Below are 20,210 nucleotides of genomic sequence, written 5' to 3'. Positions count from 1 at the left end.
AGCAAGGATCATGGCACTGAATCATATTGGCGATCTGCAGGAAAAACGGCGTTCCGCTTTGCTTGAATACTGCATCGGGCACGCCAGCCGGGAGAAATACTCCTTTGTGGAAACGCCGGCAGGCTTGTTCGAACTGCTGTGTATGGACCCGCTGGAAACTTTCGCAGTGAAAAGCTCTTGGGTGGCCGAAGCGACCAGTTGCGCCCAGCAGTACATTCATCGGATATACCGCAATCTTGAGCGCGGCTACGACAAGCATCAGTTTCCCGCCAGCGATCTGAGCGAGTGGGAATTGTGCAGCAACTATTCCGATTGGGCTGCGGTGCAGTTGATCAGGCTCTACCCGGAAAACTACATCAACCCGTTTGTTCGCCAACGCAAGACCAGCCTGTTCAAGGCCCTCGAAAATGACCTGAACCACACCCGCTTGAATGACGACTCCGTGCTGGCTGCCTTGCATAATTACTTGCAAAGGTTTGAGCAGACCTGTGATCTGGATGTGCTGAGTTGCTACATGGACGGTCCCACGCCTGACCGCGCCGACTACTACTTTGTCGGCCGTGAGCGGGTGCCGCCTTTCCAGTACTTCTGGCGCAAAGCCGAGATCGAGCTCACGCCGACCTGCGTCGCGGTCAATCCGGCTGCCTGGGGTGAATGGCAGGCAGTGGAAATTCAGCCGGCGCATCGGGTGCTGGATATACGCCCGGTGTTCTGGAACGGACGGTTGTGCCTGGTCTGGGCCGAATGGAGAGACAAAGTAGAAGGCAAAACAGAAGACGAAAGCATCCGCGAAAGCATCCCCGAAAGACTCGACGTCAACCTGTCCTTCATGAAGCAGAACGGTCAATGGTCGGCGCCGCTGAGTCTATACGGCGCGCAAGCCGCGGAAGGCGATGACCAGGATTTTCACCTGATTTCTTCGGTGTGGATCGATGGGATGTCTCCCAAGGGGAAGCTGGGGGTGTCGATCCCGGTAAAGGACGCGGAACAAGCATCGGATGCATCAGACGTGACACGCAGGATTTACGACGTACTGCTACGCCCCGACCTCACTGACGCAGGTGGCTGGCTGGATAGCGCCAGGGAACGCTTCAAAACTCCGGAAACGGTGCAGCATTCCTTCAATTACCAGGTCCCGATGACCAGCGTTGAAAAGCCTGAAGGCACGATGTCGGATTTTCTCGATCTTCACGCTATAGCAATACGTGAAGGCGAAAAGGATGTACTGATCGTCAATGGGTTTTGCAGACCTACGGCGCTGCCCCCTGGCGTTTCTGAAGTGTTCGAATTGAAGCTGCTGAACGGCACGGTGGCGGATCCCTCTTTAGAAGAAACGCATTCGCAAGCCGGAGGCTGGACCACGGCCTCGTTGAGGTTCGAACGTGACAAAGGTTCATGGCCGCCAGACACCACGTTAGCGTTAACCGCAGAAACGACCGGGTATGGCGGCAAGGAGTTCAAACTCCAGATCGGCAACCTGACGAACTTCACTCCGCCAAAGCTGGTAAAAAACATCACCAATGCGGCGCAGTTTCTGTCTTATGAGTTGCCGGAACCGTACCTCAATTACAGCCGCCTGAACTCACAGTTCGGTCCTGAACTGGTGCTGCGCTCCAATCGCTCCGTGGAGGCCGTACTCGACTGGGACACGCAGTTCCTTCCGGAACCACCGCCGACCGGCGCTCAGATTCACGAACCCAACGGCGCCTTCGATGGCGCCAACGGTCTGTTCTACTGGGAGTTGTTTTTCCATTTGCCGCACCTGGTGTACACCCGCATGCGCGATGAAGAACGTTTTGTCGAAGCGCAGAAATGGTTGCATTTCGTGTTCGACCCGCAAGCCATTGCAGACACCGCCAGAGCCGTTCCCAAAGTGTCGTACTGGCGCTGCCGGCCATTGGCAAACGAAGCCGGCAATCCCGGCTGTGAGGCGCTGGCCCCCGCCGATCCGGATGCGATTGGCTATTCGACACCCAAGCACTTCAAGATTTTGATGTTCTGCGACTACGTAAAAAATCTGATGATCTGGGGCGACTGGTATTACCGGCAACTGACCCGCGACAGCCTGGTGGCGGCCCGCTTGTGTTACGTGCAAGCCGAGTTCCTGATGGGCCCGGCGCCTTTGGCCCGTGCGGTGAACCGTTGGCAGACCGCCACGGTGGGAAGCCTTGTGGATGCAAGCCGCCGCCGTCCGGCGCTGGAGGCGTTTGAACAGACGCATGTCTTCAGTCTGGCGGATGTCCCCGCCGGGTCCGATATTGCGGCGAGCCTTGGTCTGTTGTCTTCCGGGCCGTTCAGGATTCCGATCGATTCGTCGCTGGTGGATTTGTTTGCGGCCCCCGGCCGGCGTTTGCACAACTTGCGCAACAACCTCACCCTCGATGGCAAGCCGCTGGATATCCCGCTATTCAGCCCGCCCACCGACCCGAACGAGTTGCTGCGTTTCCTGGCGTCGGGTGGTGTCGGTGGGCCACGGCCGATGGGCGGCCGGCTGGTCGTCGGCGCGTTCCGCTGGCGTGCCGTTCACGAAATTGCATTGCGTGCGGTGCAGGTGCTCCAGGATTTCGGCACTCAAGTGCTCAATCTGCTCGAACGACGTGATCGTGCCGAGCAGGAAGAATTGCAGCAAACGCATTTGGTCGAACTGGGCAATTACGCGCAAACCGTGCAGGAGCAGTCCATCGCTCAACTCGAGGCTGGCGTCACGGCGCTTGAGCAGAGCCGGGTTGTGGCGCTACAGCGCGCGGATGCGTACGCGCAGCGCTATGACGAGAACGTGTCGGCGGTAGAGTATCAGGTGATGGCGAGCCTGAAAGGGTCGAAAACACTTGCCTTGACCGCCAAAGTCCTCAAACCCACCGGGGCGGTTATCGCGGCGCTGCCGAAGATTTTTGGCATGTCCAATGGCGGTATGAAGCCTGAAAATGCAATCGATGCCGTGTGCTTCGGACTGGAAATCGCTTCGTCGATGCTGCAAATCGACGCCGACGATCAGGCCACTACTGAAGGCTACCGTCGCCGTCGTAACGAATGGGGACTGCAGCGTGATCAGGCCTTGGCCGAGGTGGACGCCCTCAACGCGCAGATCGAGGCGCAGCGCCATGCGGTCAGCGCCGCTCGCTCAAACCTTGCCCAAACCCTGCGGGCCAACGCTCAGGCGCTGACGATTTACAGCTATCTGAAAAATCGCGCGGGTAATGCCGAACTGTTCGGCTGGATGCTTGGCCAGCTCAAGGCTTTGCATTATCAGGCATACGATGCCGTCATCAGTTTGTGTCTCAGCGCCCAGGCATCGCTGAATGCCGAAACCGGTGATTACGACACGCAGATTCCGTTGCCACAGGTGTGGCTGGATCAGCGTCATGGTTTGACGGCAGGCGAGCATTTGCGTGCGCACTTGCTGCGTATGGAGCGCGAATATTTACAACGCTACGAGCGGCGACCGGAATTGGTGAAAACCATTTCCCTGCGCGAGTTGTTCAACGACGAGTTCGACCCGCAGCCAGGTGTCGACAGTTGGGAGACTGCGCTGGGTCTGCTACAGAGAGACGGCACGCTGGAGTTCCAGCTGACTCAGTTGCTGTTCGATCGTGATCATCCGGGACTCTTCTGCCGGCAGATCCAGTCGGTGGAAATCGACCTGCCGGTGCTGACCGGACCGTTCGAGGATGTGCGGGCCGTCTTGCTGCAGATCGAAAGCAAGACGGCGACCCGTGCTACCACGCAGTCGGTGCAGTACTTGCACAACCCCGGGAAAGTGGCGCCGAGCGATGTGTTGATCAACTTGCGCAGCGGCCAGCAGATCGTCCTCTCGGCAGGGATTGCCGACAACGGTCTGACGGCCATGAAGCCCGATGATGGCTTGCTCAATCCATTCGAATACACGGGTGCCGTGTCGAAGTGGCAACTGTCTTTTCCCTGGCATGGGAAGCGGCCGCAGGCAGACATGCTGCGCTCCATGACCAACGTCATCGTGCGTGTCCGCTACAGCGCAAAGATCGGCGAGACGACCTTCGCCAGCAAAGTCAAAGACCTGGTCAACGAAGCTGAAACTGCCTGGCGCAACCGGCAAGTCAAAGGAGCGGGTAATCATGAGTGAACCGATCATTCAAGCGGACCAGAGTCTGATACTCAATGGTGATTTCCTCGAAGGGACAAGGGGCTGGACAAAGATCGGTTCTGCAGTCGGCACGGTGGAAGATGAGTATGTCACTGGCGAGCGGATCACACTTTTGCATCTTGCTGAAGAAAGCTGGGTCAGTCAGGAATTTGATGTCCCCAAGAAACCCGCCGATCAAGCGCAATATCGACTGAGCTTCGAGTGCGAGACGATCCACGAGCAGTCGGGCTGGCTACGGATTTTCAACGGTAAGCAGTTGATTGACGAAATAGAGCTGATACCCAAACCTGACCGCAACCTTGAGCAGGATCTGGCCCGGTTGGCAGCCGGACAACCTTTGATTTTTGATCCGGATCCATACGTACAAACGCTGAGTGCATTGTTCGAGGCTGGCGATAAGCTTCGCATCGAGATCAGAAGCCCGCCGAACGAAGAAAACGACAATTATTCGAAAGTCCGGATTGCCCGTATCGACCTCCAGTTGTATTTGGATAAGTTGAAGCTGAAAACAGTGAAACTCGATAAACAAGTGCTGGGCGAAGGTGGCACGCTTTACCTTTGCATGGGAGCAACAGACAGCGACTCACATGATTTGACCTTCGAGCCAGAGCCGGGCAACGCCTGGGAGAATACCGAGGCCTCGTTGATGCTTGTCGATAATCCACAGAAAGCGATTGGTATCATGCCGGGCCCGGAGATAGACCAGTTGCTGACAGAGCACTGGTTGCTCCACGCTCCAGTGGTGCCTGGCAAGGACTGTTATCCGTTAACGGTGAACCTGCACAGCCGCTACAACGCCGAACCTTTTACGATCGACGCATCGCTGGGCCACCACCGTCTGAAGTTTCGCGAGAGGCTGGACGCTGCGTATTACCCGATACTGAAACACGGGCAGAGCGTGCGTCTGGGGGTGCAAGTGGCGTCTTATTACACCAATCAGAGCTTCGCAGGCCTGACGGTGAACTGGTCGACGGCAGAGCACGTGTTTTCTGCCAGTGTTTCGGATGAACATGGCTGGGCCTACTGCGACTTTCAGCCGGAGACGGCGGGAGACGCGCACATCGTGGCCTCGGTCACGAGTCGATATTATGCCAGTGGCGTTTACACGGAATCGTTCACAGTACGGGTACTGGAAACTGATCCGTGGGACGAACTGCTTGCCGTTGTCGATGGGCAAGAGACTGCTTGGGATTCGCAAGGCTATCCGAACCGTGACAGCCGCCATGACGTTCAGGTACGACTGCCTGCCGATGGTTCTTTACTCGGTACCCGGCTGTCATTGCACTGGAGTGGCGATGATCACGGACAGCTCGGTGTGGACATCAGCCCGGAGCTTGAAAGCGCAGTGCCCGTCACAGAGCGGGATATGGTCTGGACGCTGGCTAGCGGGGGGGACCTTGACGGTAAATTCACACTATCACTGGTCTGCTCGGACTTGCTGCTGCCGTCCCCGGGCAGACCGATGTCGCTGGCGCGCAACCGGGTCAGGATCGGTGAAGTGCACGAAGCCAACAAATGCCCCGTGGTCGATGAGCAGGAAAGTGTGTTGTTGCGCTTGCAAGTGTTGCATGAGACGGCATTCGGTGACGGTGATCCGGTTCGCAACGCGTCGGTCGAATGGCACACGCCGCAAGGCGTCATTAATGCGTGCAGTGGCGATGGTGGTTGGGCGAGCGTGCTCTATACGCCGATTGAAGCCGGCAATCTGAAGGTCACGGCTCACGTCAAGGCGCACTCGGAATCCGTGCCGATCACCCGGCCGTTCGACGTCCGGGCGCTCGCTTCCAGTCCCTGGAAAACCGAGGTCGAGATCCTGCTGGACGGGGAGATTGTCAAGCGTAATACGCTCGGAGTGGTCTGCCGAAGAGGACATTCGCATACCCTGATCGTCAAACCCGTCGAGGAAAGTTCCTGGCTTGATAAAAACATCAGCTTGCACTGGCGTGGCGATGATCCCGGTATCGGTCTGCAGCTCTCGGAGCCGGGAGTAGGCAAACCCTTGTCGAAAGAAGGCGTGCAATGGACGCTGAGTTCAGCGGCGGTCAGCAGCATCAGCAGTCTGTTTGAGCTGGAACTGCATCTGGAAAGTGTCGAGGTTGTCCGGGAGTTGTCCGGGCGCTTGCTTTCTGCTCAGTTGAGTACGGAATTCAGCTTTCTGCTGGATCAGATTCGGGCTGAGCCGGACGAACAAGCGCTGTATCCGTGTCTGGGGGCCACCCACAGCTTCAATGTAATGCCTGGCGCATTGAGCCCACTGGTGGGTTTGCAGGCCGTGCTGACCCGCTCCGACGCCCCGATTGATGCCTTGGGCGCTCCCGTTGTATCGACGCTGGATACTTCAGAAACGTTGACCGACGGCGGCGCTATCTGGACGCTGGACTTTTCTGCAAGCGAGCAACCGGCTCGCTTCGAGCTGGTCGTTGTCTTGCCCGAACTGGATTTTGTCGCTCCTGCCAAGCCCATGGTGTTGGCTCATAACAAAGTAAGGATTCACGCTGTGCGCGAAGCAGCCGTGGATCCGGTCGTCGGTACGGCCGGATCCACGGCTCCTGCCTGGCTTTGGGTTCAGGTGTATTCGCATTTTACCCAGCGCCCGGTGGAACAGGTTCCGGTGAATTGGTGGGACGGCGTGAATAGCCCGACCACGTGGACCGATTCAGAGGGCTGGAGCGGTTTTGGTTTTCGGCCGCTTGCCGGCGGCACGCATTCGGTTATTGCGCTGGTAGACAGCTACTTTGACGGCAACGAAGACAGTCGCATGATAACCGTCAATGCGCTGGAAACAGACCCGTGGGCGGGTTTGATGGTCAGTTTTGACGGCAAACGTGAACAGCCATGGGGTGAAAGAACCTACTTCCCGCGTCATAACGGGCAGCACCGGATTGACCTGAAAGTCCCGTCCGACAGCGATTTGCTGAATTACGGTCTGGCGTTGGGAATGACGGGAGCCGGGCCAGGGGAGCTGGGAATGCGCTTCGATGAACCCAAGCTCGGCGAATTCAGGCGTTTCAACGAGGAAGAGAAATTAACCTTCAACTATTACTCGGTCGGTAACGCGAAGAACGGCAGCTTCGGGTTGTGCTTTGCGTCTGAACGGCTGGCGAGCCTGTCTCCCGTTAATGCGATGTCTTTGGGAGAGGGCGCGCAGGTAGTGAAAATTGCCGAGCGTTCGCGAATCAGCCAGACCTTGTTGTGGGGCGAGGCGGTTTCGGAACAGATCACCATTGTTTCAGTCATCAGCGGCAGACCGATGGCCGGGGTGATCGTGACATGGTTCAGCCCGGATCTTGGTGAAGTGACAACCACCACCAATTACTACGGTGTGGCGCGCGTGCGGTTTGTACCGACGACACCTGGTGCATTTGAGCTGACCGCAACGGTGGGCGAGGCACTGCATTCGGAGTCCATCGCCATACCGCTTTACCTCAATCAACCTCGGCAGATCCTCTCGCTCACCAGCCCCAAGCCCGGTGGTCACCTGGGCGAGCGGGTTTCAGCGACCGTCAACGTAGTGTCGGCCTTGACCTCTGAGCCTTTGGAGGGGGTCGAGGTGCAATGGGAATACCCGACATTGAATCTTGCTCCCACTACTACAGATGTCGACGGGAACGCACGGATAGAGTTCAGGATGCCTGGCCTTAGACGTGGCTGGCTGGATGCTTATGTCCCGGGCGGATACAGCGGCTGGGAATTCAAAACGCTCGAATTTGAATTGGTGCCAACAAATGTCTAAATCTATTGATTCCAATACTTGGCTGCAAGAATTCATCCCTCTCGTTAATGGCCAAACAGTCGAATGGGATGAGGTGAAACTGAATCTGATGAAGGGTGAAACCTGCACAGTGGGGCTGCACTATAAATACAGTTGGTTGATTGGCACGGACGAAGGCTTTCTTGCTTTGGAGTGCAAGTCGGGCACGGAGCGGGGTTTGATTTTTGATCCGCCGTTGGGACAGGAATGTGAGATGGCTGAGGGCACTACCTCATTGAATTGGCGTATCACGAGCGACTCATCTGACATCGGTCTTTTTGAATTGCAGTTCGCGCTTCCAAAGTATTCTGAGCTATCGAAGTCACCGTTAATACCGGGGCGATTGATCAGTAACTGGTCAGACGGCTTCATTCCGTACATCAATGGGCAGCCCGTCGATTGGCCAGATGTGAAGCTGGACTTGTTGGTAGGACAGACCCGCACGTTGAGGCTGCACTATGAAAATAGCGATTTGGTAGGGAAGCCCGATGGCTTCCTTGCTTTGGAATACAAGCAAGGTGCAGAGGGGCGAGGGCTGGTTTTTGATCCGCCATTGGGCCAACCGTGCGAGATGGCAGAGGGCACGCAGTCTTTAAGTTGGGTTATTTCGAGTGACCATGCTGATATCGGTGGTTTTGAGTTGCAGTTTGTCCTGCCGAAATTTTCTATGGCTTCGGAGTCGCCGTCATTGCCATCAAGAGTGATAGGCCACGACGAACTCATATTTATGTTCGATACGTTCCTCATCAAGCCTCGCCAGAGCAGTTTGCGTACAGAGCCCCTTTCCTCTTACGAGGTTTCTTATCCATGTCTCGGCGCCGTACATAATCTGCAGCTGTCTTTGAAGCCTGACTCTCCATTGGTCGGGCGCCGTGCGAAGCTGATATGGAGCGGTGAGCCCCATGATGTTCTGGGCGTCGAGATTACACCGGGTCTTCAGGATGTAATTGAACTTGATCAAACGGGGGTGTCCTGGAAGCTGGATTTTAGCAAAGCTACCAAGCAAGCACTGATCTACCTCCAATTGCAAGTTCTGGATCTTGAATGGGTCTCGGAAAGATTGCCTTTGGATTTGGGTCATAATTTGGCGACTGCAACAAAGAAACAAGCTGATGGCAGCTTTGCCTATGCTATATCCGCTACTTCGGTCCATCTAAACAAGCCGGCCCCCGGTGTAGTTATCTGGGTAACATGGTCGAGCGGCGAGCAATATATTGTTACCGGAGTGGATGGTAATGTAATTTGGGAGCATTTCTTCACGGATCTGAGATTCAGAGTCTGGAATAGATATAACTCTACTTATGTGAATGTGTAGCGTAAGTCAGTAGTTTTCGAAACCGGTTAGCTCCATTTCGTCGCATGCAATTAACGGCGGTTACTATGGATGTAGCGGGTGGGAATTAAAAGCTCTCGAATTTGAATTGGTGCCATCAAATGTCTAAATCTATTGATTCCAATACTTGGCTGCAAGAATTCACCCCTCTCGTTAATGGCCAGAAAGTCGACTGGGATGAGGTGAAACTGAATCTGATGAAGGGTGAAACCTGCACAGTGGGGCTGGACTATAAATACAGTTGGTTGATTGGCACGGACGAAGGCTTTCTTGCTTTGGAGTGCAAGTCGGGCACGGAGCGGGGTTTGATTTTTGATCCGCCGTTGGGACAGGAATGTGAGATGGCTGAGGGCACTACCTCATTGAATTGGCGTATCACGAGCGACTCATCTGACATCGGTCTTTTTGAATTGCAGTTCGCGCTTCCAAAGTATCCTGAGTTATCGAAGTCACCGTTAATGCCGGGGCGATTGATCAGCAACTGGTCAGACGGCTTCATTCCGCTCCTCAACGACCGGCAAGTAGAATGGCCCGAAGCCAGACTCATTTCAATGATGAGGCGGATATACACACTGACGCTGAGTTACGAAAATAATCTTCTCATTGGTGATCCTTCCGGCTTTGTTGCTCTGGATTACGTACCAGGCGCAGAGGGCAGGGATCTGGTTTTCGATCCGCCGTTGCGGCAGTTGTGCGCGATGGAGGAGGGAACTACTTCATTGAGCTGGCAAATCACGATCAGCCCCACTGATATCAGTCTTTTCGCTTTGCAGTTTTCCCTTCCCAAGTTACCCGACGTATCGAAATCACCGGTCATACCTGGGCGTTTAATCAAAGATTGGTCAGACGGTTTCACACCTCTGATCAATGGCCAGCCGGTCAGTTGGTCTGCACTCAAACTGGATTTAATGGTGGGAGACACCTGCACGCTGACCCTTGAGTATAAAAACAGTGGACTGATTGGTGAGCCCGATGCCTTTCTTGCTCTGCAATACGCACCGGGCTCAGAGGAACGGGGGCTGGTATTTGATCCACCCTTGGGGCTGCCGCGTGCGATGGCTGTGGGGACAACGTCATTAAACTGGCTAGTCACTAGCGAACAAGCGGATGCCGGGCATTTCGCGTTGCAGTTTGTCCTTCCCAAAATTCCCGAATTAGAGGCGTCGCCGTCATTGCAGGGGCGTTTGATTGAACACTGGTCAGATGCTTTCGTCCCACTCGTTAATGGACAGCGGATGGCATGGCCCGATGTGAAACCGGACTTGATGGTCGGGCAGACCTGTACATTGACCCTGAGTTATGAGGACAGCATTTTAATTGGTGATCCGGGTGGCTTTCTTGCTCTGGAATACACGCCTGGTGCAGAGGGGCAAGGGTTGGTTTTTGATCCGCCATTGGGCCAACCGTGTGCGATGGCGGATGGGACGACCTCGTTGAGTTGGGTTATCACGAGTGATCAGGCCGACAGCGGTACTTTTGAATTGCAATTTTCCTTGCCGAAATTTCCAGAGTTTTCGAGTTCGCCATCGTTTCCAGTCAAAGTGATAAGTCACGATGAGCTTGTTTTTGTGTTCGATACGTTTCCCTTTAAATTTCCCGAAGGTGCCAATCCCTGTCACGGCGCCACGCATACTCTGTATCTATCGTTGGAACCTGACTCTCCCTTGATTGGTCGCCGTGTAAAACTCATATGGGAAGGTGAGCCTCCTGACATTCTAGGTGTTGAGGTTACACCTGGTCTGGAGGTAATACATCAACTTGACCAGCGAGGGTTGTCCTGGAAGTTGGACTTCAATAAGACCTCTAAAAATACGGAGTTTTTTTTGAAACTGGAGATTCAGGATTTTGATTGGGTTTCATCGGATTTGCGGATGTCGTTGGGCCATAATCTGGTCACTGCAACTAAAAAACTAATTCAGGATGGTCATGGTTCCAAGTATGTTATTAGCGCTACTTCGGTTTTCCTGGATCAGCCCGCCCCCGGCGTATTTATCGCCATCACTTGGCCGGAGGGGGCTGATTTTACCATACCCAGGCAGATGGTACTGCGACCTGGCCGCTTGGGACGCAGACTTTAAACTTTAGGGTTGTAAATAGTTATGATGGTACTTTTATAGACTTGTAGCGGGTTGTTGTAAGTTGACGTGTGCGACCCCTCTGAGCATGGAGTTCGTCACGCTCTGCGTCATAAAGTGCCAGCTGTTTTCCAGGTTAGATATCGCGTTACCATTTCAGCCCCTAGCTCCAAAGGCCGAACATCCACCACCGGAACCCCATGAGCACTCAAGCGCTCATGGAGTTCTGCCCGTTCGTTCAGGTAATTCACCGTCCCGCAATAAGCTAGCGCTTCGGGCAAGTTTTGCACCGCTCTTTGGCGTATCGAATCCAGCGCCTCCTCGCGCAGGCTTGCCACCAGCACCCGATGTTGCGCACTCAGGCGTCTAACCGCGCTCAACAGTTCATCGTCATCTTCATCACGCAAATTGGTCACCAGCACCACCAGTGCCCGGCGCTTTTGTCGGGCCAGCAGTTGATTGACGGCAGCCTGATAATCGGCGGGACGCTGAGTGCTCTCAAGGTCGTAAACCGCATTGAGCAGCACGTTCAGTTGGCCGCTACCTTTGACCGGCGCCAGATAGCGCGGCTGCTCGCCGGCAAATGTGCTCAAACCCACCGCATCGCCCTGACGCAAGGCCACATAACTGAGCAGCAAACAGGCATTGAGTGCGTGATCGAAGTGCGACAGTTCATCGTCCTGGCTGCGCATGCGCCGGCCGCAGTCGAGCATGAAAATGATCTGCTGATCGCGCTCGTCCTGATACTCGCGGGCAATCGGCGTGCGCTGGCGCGCGGTGGCTTTCCAGTCGATCTGGCGCAGGCTGTCGCCTTCGCGGAATTCGCGCAGTTGATGGAATTCCAGACCCTGACCGCGACGTTGCCGCTGGCGTACGCCGAGCTGGCTGAGCCAGTTGTCCACAGCCAGCAGTTCACCGCCGTAGAGCCGGGCGAAGTCGGGATAGACGCGGGTCTGGTCGCTGACGCTGAGCAGGCGTTTGCCTGACCATAATCCCAAGGGGCTGGGCAGGTTGATTTCGCAGTGGACGAAGCTGAAATGACCGCGTTTGAGCGGGCGCAGGCGATAGCCGAGCAGGCTGCGCTGGCCCGGTTGCAATTGAGTTGCCAGCGGCAGGTTTTCGAAACTCAAGCCTTCTGGCGGGTGGTCGAACAGCTCAATGGGCATCGGTTCGCTGAAGTCATGTTCGACTTCCATGCGCACTTCACCCCAGCGGCCGAGCGCAAGACTGCCGGGCATCTGACGTGTGATGCGCGGCGTCGGCAGACGTTTGAGGCGCAGCGCATCCAGCACCGCCAGGGCCAACAGTGCCAGCAGCAAACCCCAGTTGATCGAGATCAGACTGGCCGGGATATCGGTCTCCAGTGCCCGCAATGTCCCCAGCACAATGCCGATGACCAGCAGCACAGCCAGCCAGATCAACAGCAGGCGTGAGGGTTTCACAGACGCGGCGCCGCAATCTGGTCGAGCAGTTGCTGGAGCACCTGATCGACCTGCAAACCTTCGATGTCCAGCTCCGGGGCGATGCGCACGCGATGGCGCAGCACGGCCAGCGCGCAGCCTTTGATGTCATCGGGAATCACAAATTCGCCGCCACGCAACAATGCGCGGGCACGGGCGCAACGCACCAGGGCAATCGAGGCGCGTGGTCCGGCGCCAAGGGTCAGCCCCGGCCAGGTGCGCGTGCTGCGCGCCAGGCGCACGGCGTAGTCGAGGACCTGGTCGTCCAGCGGCAAGTCACTGGCGATGCGTTGCAAGGCTTGCACATCCTTGGCTTGCAACACGGTGCGCAGCGGTTGCACATCGAGCATGTCGGCACGGGTCGAGCGACAGACCTGACGCACCATGTTCAGCTCCTGATCGGCGTCGGGGTAGTCCATGCGTACCTTGAGCATGAACCGGTCGAGCTCGGCTTCCGGCAGGGGATAGGTGCCTTCCTGTTCGATCGGGTTTTGCGTGGCCAGGACCATGAACGGTTGCGCGATGGGCAGGGCGCGACCTTCGAGCGTGACCTGACGCTCCTGCATCGCTTCGAGCAAGGCGGCCTGGGTTTTCGCCGGTGCGCGGTTGATCTCGTCGGCCAGCAACAGATTGGTGAACAACGGGCCTTTGCGCAGTTTGAACTGCTCGGTTTGCAAGTCGTACACCGCGTGGCCGGTGACGTCGCTGGGCATCAGATCCGGAGTGAATTGAATCCGCGCGAATTCGCCACTGAAGCAGCGGGCCAGTGCACGTACCAACAAGGTCTTGCCCAGCCCCGGCACGCCTTCGAGCAGCACGTGGCCACCGGCGATAAGTGCTGTCAGCACGTCGTCGATCACCTGATTCTGGCCGATCAAGGCCTTCTGCAATTCGCCGCGCACCGCTTGCGCCAACTGGCTGGCACGCTGGCGTTGCTGGGCGGCGTGGCTGGCGCTGCCGGGCTCGATTTGTTCGGTCATAGCGTGTTCCTCAAGGTTTGCAGGTGGGCGACCTGGCGGCAAAAATCGGCGCTGGAGATCCGCCGGTTCGGCACCGGGCTCAAGGCCTGGCTGATAGCGCGGGTGGATTGCCGGGTCAGGCGCGACAACGCCAGCCATTGTTCGGCAACGTTCAATTGGTCAAAGCCGGGATGGCGACGGCGGGCGCGGCGCAGCACATCCTGTTGCAGTGCTTGCAGCAGCGCTTGCTGGCCGTTGTGGCGCAACAGGAAATCGGCACTGGCGCGCAGGTGCTCCTGCAATTGCCGACGTCCACTCGGAGCGGGCAATTGCAGTGGGCCGTGGCGCACACCGACGTGCCAGAGCCACAGGCCGATCAAGGCGAGCAGGGCGACGATGGCTTGCGGGAAGTAACGCCAGAGCAAGGTCAGCAGACCGTCGTGCTCGGTGTTGTAGACCAACGTGACGTCGGTGTCGGCGCTCAAATACCAGAGCAACCAGGCGTTGTCGTATTGGATGATGGTCTTGTTTTTCCACAACTCGGCGTCGGTGACCACGGTGATCGTGCCAAGGCTGTAGGGCAGCTGCATCATGTGCGTGGCCTTGGCACTGTTGGCCCAGGCTTGTGCGAGGTTCTTCGGGTCGTCGAGGTGGAAGTCGGTGTCGAAACCGGCGTAGGCCGGTGCGTCTTCGTCTTCCAGATAGAGTTTGGTCAGTTTCGGGAAGCGCTCTGGTTCGACGTCCGCAGGTAAGTCTTTCAGATCCTTGCTCAGGGATTGATGCAGTTGCACCCGGTCGAGCAACAGGTCGTTGCTCTGTCTGGTCTGCTCATCCCACAGTGATTCGGCGACGAATACCAGGCGCCCGCCGGCGCGTGCCCAGTTCAATACCTGATCGACCTGACGCGGGGTCATTTGCGAGCGGTCGTTGAACAACAGCAATGTATGACGGCGTGGGTCGATATCGGGGAGCTCCGCGAGGCTTTCGGCATGGCCGACATTCAGGCCGCGCTCGCGCAAAAACAGCTCGGCTGCCAGATAAGGATTGGCTTGCGCGGCGGGTGAGGGGCCGTGATCTATTTCTTCCTGATAAGGCTTGGCCTTGAGGTAGAGGAAAACGCTCAACGCGCCCAGCAGCAGGGCGACCAACGCAGCGACCCACCATCCCGTGCGGCGACTCATCGGACGGCTCCGGGGCCGAACAAGGCGCGCCAGCCATCGCACAATTCCTGCTGCAGAGGCGCCGCTGGCACGCGATGCCCGTAGGCCATGTTCTGCCAGTGGACGGTCAGGCTGCGGCTGAAGGCGAGCAGTTCGGGACGTTGTAAATGCTCGATTTGCGCGAGCACTTGGAGTTCGGTGTCGGCGGGCTTCAGGGTCAGATCGAAATCGTGGAGCAGATGGCTGAGCAGCCCTCGATAGAGCAGGCCCAACGCTGCACGGGGTTGGCTTTGCCAGAGTTGCTCGGCGCTGGCTGCGATGTCGTCAGGCAGGGTGTCTCGGTTCAAGTCCAGACCGAAGGCTTGCTGCGGCAACGCGCGTTTCGGTTTGGCAGGCAGTCTCGGGCGGCGACTGACGAAAGCTTGCAGGAACTCGCGATAACGCCAGAGCAGCCAGCCGATTGCCGCCAGGAGCGCGCCCCACAACAACACTTCAATGATCTTCGCCAGCAGATTTAGGTGTTGCCCGTCGAGCCAGCCCAGCAGGGTTTTCAACCACTGCGGCGCTTCACCCGGTGTTTGCGCTTCGGCAGGTTTCGCCGGGTCGTCGCCAAAGCGATAGCGGGTGACGGATTCCTTGTTCTTGAACGGCGGTTGTTCGAGCAACGCCTTGATGCTGTCTCGGGAGGCCTGACTGGTGAGCGGCTGATTCAACAGTCGCGGTGCCTGTGGACTGTCATCAGGCTCGGCTGCCCACGCCGAAGGCACATTCGGCAGCAGCAGACAGACCGCCAGCAGCACCCCCAATACACCGTTGTTCAGGCGCTGTCGCAAGCGGCGGAACACCAGCTCGATATCCCATGCTTCCAGCTGTGTGCGGCGGTTCAGATAAAGGCTGAAGCCACAGGCGACGTAGATCGGTTCCCACACCACCAGCACCAGCGCATAGAAAACATTGGTCAGGTGTTCGAGCCAGCGCCAATCGTGATCCGCCGCGAATATCAGCGATTGCCAGTCCCAATCCGTTTCGATCTGCTGCGGTAACAGCATGTAGAACAACACCATCAGGCCGATCCACAACGCGGTCTCCAGATGCACACCGATGAGGGTCAGCCATTGCGCGGCGCCGGCGTTGCGTTGCAGCAGCACCTGCAGGCGTTGTTGCCGGGCATTGCCGTCGAGGCCTTCGAGTTGCACCACCGGCAGCAGAAAGCTGCGGCTCAAACTCAGGCGGCGCCAGGTCAGGCTGGCCAGCAGTTGCGGTTTGAGCAGGCGTGGCCATTGGCGCAAGGCTTGTTTGAGTGTCGGCGTTTCGCCGAACAGCGCTTTCGACAGGATGTACAACGGCAGGCGTTCGTACGCCGGTTTCAGCCACCAGAAGATAAACACCGCCAGTGACGGCGAATCCCAGAACAACAGGCTGAGCAAAGCGAACAGCGGCAAGGTGACGATCGCCCAACTGGTCATCAGCAGACGGCGATGTTGCTGGCTCATCAGCACGCCGAGGTCCATGGCTTCCCAGGTCGTGCGCGGACGGATCACCACGGTGGCGTCACTCAGGCGCATGGCGTGTCCTTCCGGCGAACAACAGATAGACCGCGACCAAAGCCCACAGCCCGGCGCCGACCAGATATTTAGTCAGCGGCGTGACGCTGGTTTTCGATGACCAATAGGCTTCGATAAACGCAGCAATCAGCAGGAACAACATCACCCCGCAGACCAGCAGCACACTTTTGCGCGCCGCCCGTTTCAGCGCTTCGCTGCGGGTCAGCCGTCCGGGGGCGATCAGGGCCCAGCCGAGTTCCAGGCCGGCCGCGCCGGCGAGGGCGATGGCGGTGAGTTCAAAGGCGCCATGGGCGATGACGAATGACCAGAAGGTCTGGCCAAAACCGATCTCGCTCAGATGCCCGGCGACCGCGCCGATGACCATGCCGTTGTAGAACAGAAAGAACGCACTGCCCACGCCCATCAGCAAACCGCTGGCGAAGGTCTGAAAGGCTATGCCGATGTTGTGCATCACGTAGTAACCGAACATCACCCAGTCTTCGCTGGCCGCGCGTTCGGCGGGGCGCCCGAGGTGGCCGGCGACCGGGTCATACATGCCTTGCATCTCACGCACCTGATCGGCGGGGATCAGGTTGTAGACCAGTTCGGGAAACACATACACCAACACGCCGACGCTGATCAGGCTGCCGAAGAACAGCAAAGCCGCGGCCAGCACAAAAGGCCATTCGGCACGTACCAGACGCGGAAAGTCGGCGAGGATGAAACTCAGCAGATTGGCGCCGAGGCGGCTGCGATGGCGGTACAACTGCTGATGCCCGCGCAGCACGTGTTGTTGCAACGAATCAATGAGGAAACTGCTGTAGCCACGTTCCCGGGCCAATGCCAGATGCTGGCAAAGCCGTCGATAGGCCTTGGGGAAGCCGGCTACTTGTGAGGTGTCCTTGCCACGTTCGAGGCGTTCGAGGGCCAGCGCAAAACGCTCCCATTCGGCCTTGTGACGCGTCTCGAAAAGGCTTTGCTTCATGACGTACCCAACAAACCACGGGCGATGCCGTTGAGTTCAACGACCGCTTTGGGTGCGGAAATATGCAGTGGTTGCGCGAGCAAGGCAGCCAGCTCATTGACCCGCGCTGGCGATAATTCACCTTGGCGCTCGGCAAAGCCAAGCACGGCGCGTTGTTCCGCGAGCGTCAGGGTGACCGGCGAGCGCCGGGGTTCGGCATCAGGCAGTTGCGGTCGGGTCAACGGGCGTTCGCTGTAGACCACCAGTGTGCCGGCTGCGATGTCGCCGAGGCGTTTGAAGGTCGGGTGTTGCAGGCAACTGAGCGCGCCGAGGAAGTAGCCGAAGGGCAGCAGATCGACAAAGCGCAGCAAGTTGCGCAGCAGCGAGGCCGACCAGCCAATCGGTGTGCCGTCGTCGTGCACCACGCGCAGGCCCATCCACTGTTTACCCGGCGAGCGGCCTTGACGCAGCACTTCGAACAGCACCATGTACCACCAGCTGATCGCAAACAGCAGCAGCGAACCAAGACCCATGCCGAGCTTGCCGAGAAACGCCAGCGCGATGAACAGCGCGCCCATGATCAGGCCGCGAATACCCAGATCGATGGCAAAGGCCACGGCACGCACCATCAGCCCGGCCGGCCGCAACGGCAGATCGATGCCTTCCGGCGTTTCGACCTGATGCCGCGTATCCAGCGGCGGGGCCAGCGGTGCTTTCCTTGGCGGTGCTGTGGGCTCGAGCATGGGCTACCTGATGTTCGCCTGTTCGGGGTGCAAGTGAGGCCGATGCTAGCAGCCTCTCGGGGGGAAACGACATAACTATGTATTGCACAGTGATTGCCGCAAGGTGTTTGAATGTTTCAAGGCTGGCCGCGACGGCGGTCGAGCGCCTAGACTTCGCCGATCTTCAGTTCAGGAACCGCCCGTGACTTCAATCTTCTGGTACGACTACGAAACCACTGGCATCAATCCGCGCAACGATCGCCCGTTGCAGGTGGCCGGGATTCGCACCGACCATGCGCTCAACGAAATCGACGAGCCGGTGAATCTCTACTGCCAGCCCAGCGAAGACATCCTGCCGCATCCGGCGGCCTGCGCGATCACCGGTATCACCCCGGGTCAGCTTGCCGAAAAGGGTTTGAGCGAGGCGGATTTCATGACGCGGGTTCACGCTCAGCTGGCCGCCCCCGGCACCTGCGGCGCGGGATACAACACGCTGCGTTTCGACGACGAGATGACCCGCTACAGCCTGTATCGCAACTTCTTCGACCCCTACGCGCGGGAGTGGCAGGGCGGCAACAGTCGCTGGGATCTGATCGATGTGGTGCGCGCTGCTTACGCGTTGCGTCCTGACGGTCTGGTCTGGCCGACCGATGACGAGGGCCGGGTTACGCTCAAGCTCGAACGCCTGACGGCGGCGAACAATATCGATCATGGTCACGCCCACGAAGCCTTGTCAGACGTGCGCGCCACCATCGCACTGGCGCGGTTGATCCGCGAAAAACAGCCGAAGCTGTATGACTGGCTGTTTCAGTTGCGCAGCAAGCAGAAAGTCATGGACCAGATTCGCCTGTTGCAGCCACTGGTGCATATTTCAGGGCGTTTCTCGGCGGCACGCAGTTATGTCGGCGTGGTGCTGCCACTGGCCTGGCACCCGAAAAACCGTAATGCACTGATCGTCTGTGACCTGCACCTCGACCCGCAGGGTTTGCTGGATCTCGACGCGCAAACCCTGCGCCAGCGTTTGTACACGCGTCGCGATGACTTGCTGGAAGGCGAGTTGCCGGTACCGCTCAAGCTGATTCACATCAACCGTTGCCCGGTGGTGGCGCCGCTTGCGGTTTTGCGCGCGCAGGATCAGCAGCGTCTGGGGCTGGACATGGCGCTGTATCAACAGCGAGCGCTGCGGCTAACTGACGCACAACAAGTTTGGAAAGATAAAGTTGCGGCAATTTATGCCAGCGAAGATTTCACGCCGAGCGAGGATCCCGAACAACAGTTGTACGACGGATTTATCGGTGATCGCGACCGCCGTCTATGTGAGCAAGTGAGGAGCGCCGACCCGGCACAACTAGCGCAAGAGCAATGGCCTTTCGATGACGAACGTTTGCCCGAATTACTCTTTCGATATCGCGCGCGTAACTTTCCCGAGACGTTGAATTTCGAAGAGCAAGAACGCTGGAGAATATTTTGTCAGCAGCGGTTGTCCGCACCTGAATACGGCGCGCCGAATACCTTGAAGTCTTTTAGCGAGGCAGCAGAGCAATGGTCACTTAATGCCACGCCGCTGCAGAGTGAGGTGCTCAATGAATGGCAGAATTATGTCCAGGCATTGCGCAAACGTTTGAATCTTTGAAATCGAACATGACCGGGCTTAAATGCCGTGCATAAAAAAACGCCAGCATTCGCTGGCGTTTGTTTTTTCGCGGATCGCTCTGCGAAAGCGTTGCGGCTTAGCCCAGCAGGGTAGCCCAGCCTTCAACCACGTCACCGCCCCACTTGGCTTTCCACTCTTTCAGAGTTTTGTGGTTGCCACCTTTGGTTTCGATGACTTCGCCGTTGTGCGGGTTTTTGTATTGTTTAACTTTGCGGGCACGCTTGGTGCCGGTAGTTTTTACTGCGCCGCCACGTACTGCTTTGGTTTTTGCTTCCGGGTCCAGCAGCGCGATGATGTCACGCAGGGACTTGGAGTATTCGCCCATCAGGGTGCGCAGTTTGCCTTCGAATTCCAGCTCGGCTTGCAGTTTGTCGTCTTGCGACAGGTTCTTCAAACGGGCTTGCAGCTCTTTGATAGCTTCTTCGGTGGCGCGGTATTCGTTGATCAAGGACATGATTACTACCTTAG

General features: G+C 57.6%; 12 protein-coding genes. 5 read left to right on the top strand and 7 right to left on the bottom strand.

Annotated features, from left to right (window positions below):
• Positions 1 to 10 precede the first annotated feature (10 nt).
• The 4 genes from QOM10_RS22990 to QOM10_RS22975 all read left to right on the top strand — a co-directional run bounded on the left by QOM10_RS22990 (position 11) and on the right by QOM10_RS22975 (position 11,282).
• Entirely contained in the window at positions 11 to 4,099 is a 4,089-nt protein-coding gene (locus QOM10_RS22990; RefSeq protein WP_316916999.1) for a neuraminidase-like domain-containing protein, read from the top strand.
• Complete coding sequence (locus QOM10_RS22985) at positions 4,092 to 7,853, top strand: hypothetical protein (protein ID WP_316916998.1); 3,762 nt, start codon at positions 4,092 to 4,094, stop codon at positions 7,851 to 7,853. The genes QOM10_RS22990 and QOM10_RS22985 overlap by 8 nt, the downstream gene beginning before the upstream one ends.
• Complete coding sequence (locus QOM10_RS22980) at positions 7,846 to 9,186, top strand: hypothetical protein (protein ID WP_316916997.1); 1,341 nt, start codon at positions 7,846 to 7,848, stop codon at positions 9,184 to 9,186. The genes QOM10_RS22985 and QOM10_RS22980 overlap by 8 nt, the downstream gene beginning before the upstream one ends.
• A gap of 119 nt (positions 9,187 to 9,305) precedes the next feature.
• Positions 9,306 to 11,282, top strand: coding sequence for a hypothetical protein (locus tag QOM10_RS22975; RefSeq protein ID WP_316916996.1), 1,977 nt, complete (start codon positions 9,306 to 9,308; stop codon positions 11,280 to 11,282).
• A gap of 107 nt (positions 11,283 to 11,389) precedes the next feature.
• Here QOM10_RS22975 and QOM10_RS22970 read toward each other — a convergent pair whose 3' ends face one another.
• From QOM10_RS22970 to QOM10_RS22945, 6 genes are read right to left on the bottom strand one after another with little or no spacing between them, the layout of a single operon-like run.
• Positions 11,390 to 12,721, bottom strand: a complete 1,332-nt coding sequence (locus tag QOM10_RS22970; protein ID WP_316916995.1) for a DUF58 domain-containing protein — start codon at positions 12,719 to 12,721, stop codon at positions 11,390 to 11,392.
• Positions 12,718 to 13,719: an AAA family ATPase gene (locus QOM10_RS22965; protein WP_150750373.1), complete on the bottom strand. Its 1,002-nt coding sequence runs from the start codon at positions 13,717 to 13,719 to the stop codon at positions 12,718 to 12,720. The genes QOM10_RS22970 and QOM10_RS22965 overlap by 4 nt, the downstream gene beginning before the upstream one ends.
• A complete protein-coding gene (locus tag QOM10_RS22960) occupies positions 13,716 to 14,879 on the bottom strand; it encodes a DUF4350 domain-containing protein (RefSeq protein WP_316916994.1) in 1,164 nt (387 codons plus the stop codon). Before QOM10_RS22960 ends, QOM10_RS22965 begins: the two co-directional genes overlap by 4 nt.
• Positions 14,876 to 16,423 (bottom strand): DUF4129 domain-containing protein, encoded by a 1,548-nt coding sequence (locus QOM10_RS22955; RefSeq protein WP_316916993.1) that lies wholly within the window; start codon positions 16,421 to 16,423, stop codon positions 14,876 to 14,878. The genes QOM10_RS22960 and QOM10_RS22955 overlap by 4 nt, the downstream gene beginning before the upstream one ends.
• Positions 16,410 to 17,387 (bottom strand): stage II sporulation protein M, encoded by a 978-nt coding sequence (locus QOM10_RS22950; protein WP_316916992.1) that lies wholly within the window; start codon positions 17,385 to 17,387, stop codon positions 16,410 to 16,412. The genes QOM10_RS22955 and QOM10_RS22950 overlap by 14 nt, the downstream gene beginning before the upstream one ends.
• Entirely contained in the window at positions 17,384 to 18,109 is a 726-nt protein-coding gene (locus tag QOM10_RS22945) for an RDD family protein (protein ID WP_127929534.1), read from the bottom strand. Before QOM10_RS22945 ends, QOM10_RS22950 begins: the two co-directional genes overlap by 4 nt.
• Before the next feature lie 181 nt (positions 18,110 to 18,290).
• On the opposite strand from QOM10_RS22945, the gene sbcB reads away from it, so the two are divergent.
• Positions 18,291 to 19,721 (top strand): exodeoxyribonuclease I, encoded by a 1,431-nt coding sequence (sbcB, locus tag QOM10_RS22940; protein WP_150774440.1) that lies wholly within the window; start codon positions 18,291 to 18,293, stop codon positions 19,719 to 19,721.
• Between the two features lie 97 nt (positions 19,722 to 19,818).
• Here sbcB and mvaT read toward each other — a convergent pair whose 3' ends face one another.
• On the bottom strand, positions 19,819 to 20,196 hold the full coding sequence (gene mvaT / locus QOM10_RS22935) for a histone-like nucleoid-structuring protein MvaT (protein WP_007912775.1): 378 nt from the start codon (positions 20,194 to 20,196) through the stop codon (positions 19,819 to 19,821).
• Positions 20,197 to 20,210 lie beyond the last annotated feature (14 nt).

Source organism: Pseudomonas sp. P108, from assembly GCF_032613195.1.
Classification (GTDB): domain Bacteria; phylum Pseudomonadota; class Gammaproteobacteria; order Pseudomonadales; family Pseudomonadaceae; genus Aquipseudomonas.
Note: the sequence above shows the minus strand (reverse complement) of the source record. Positions and strands in the feature narration are given on the sequence as shown.

Coding starts and splice junctions, on each gene's coding strand:
- QOM10_RS22990 (WP_316916999.1), top strand. CDS start 11: ATGGCACTGAATCATATTGGCGATCTGCAGGAAAAACGGCGTTCCGCT.
- QOM10_RS22985 (WP_316916998.1), top strand. CDS start 4,092: ATGAGTGAACCGATCATTCAAGCGGACCAGAGTCTGATACTCAATGGT.
- QOM10_RS22980 (WP_316916997.1), top strand. CDS start 7,846: ATGTCTAAATCTATTGATTCCAATACTTGGCTGCAAGAATTCATCCCT.
- QOM10_RS22975 (WP_316916996.1), top strand. CDS start 9,306: ATGTCTAAATCTATTGATTCCAATACTTGGCTGCAAGAATTCACCCCT.
- QOM10_RS22965 (WP_150750373.1), bottom strand. CDS start 13,719: ATGACCGAACAAATCGAGCCCGGCAGCGCCAGCCACGCCGCCCAGCAA.
- QOM10_RS22960 (WP_316916994.1), bottom strand. CDS start 14,879: ATGAGTCGCCGCACGGGATGGTGGGTCGCTGCGTTGGTCGCCCTGCTG.
- QOM10_RS22955 (WP_316916993.1), bottom strand. CDS start 16,423: ATGCGCCTGAGTGACGCCACCGTGGTGATCCGTCCGCGCACGACCTGG.
- QOM10_RS22950 (WP_316916992.1), bottom strand. CDS start 17,387: ATGAAGCAAAGCCTTTTCGAGACGCGTCACAAGGCCGAATGGGAGCGT.
- QOM10_RS22945 (WP_127929534.1), bottom strand. CDS start 18,109: ATGCTCGAGCCCACAGCACCGCCAAGGAAAGCACCGCTGGCCCCGCCG.
- mvaT (WP_007912775.1), bottom strand. CDS start 20,196: ATGTCCTTGATCAACGAATACCGCGCCACCGAAGAAGCTATCAAAGAG.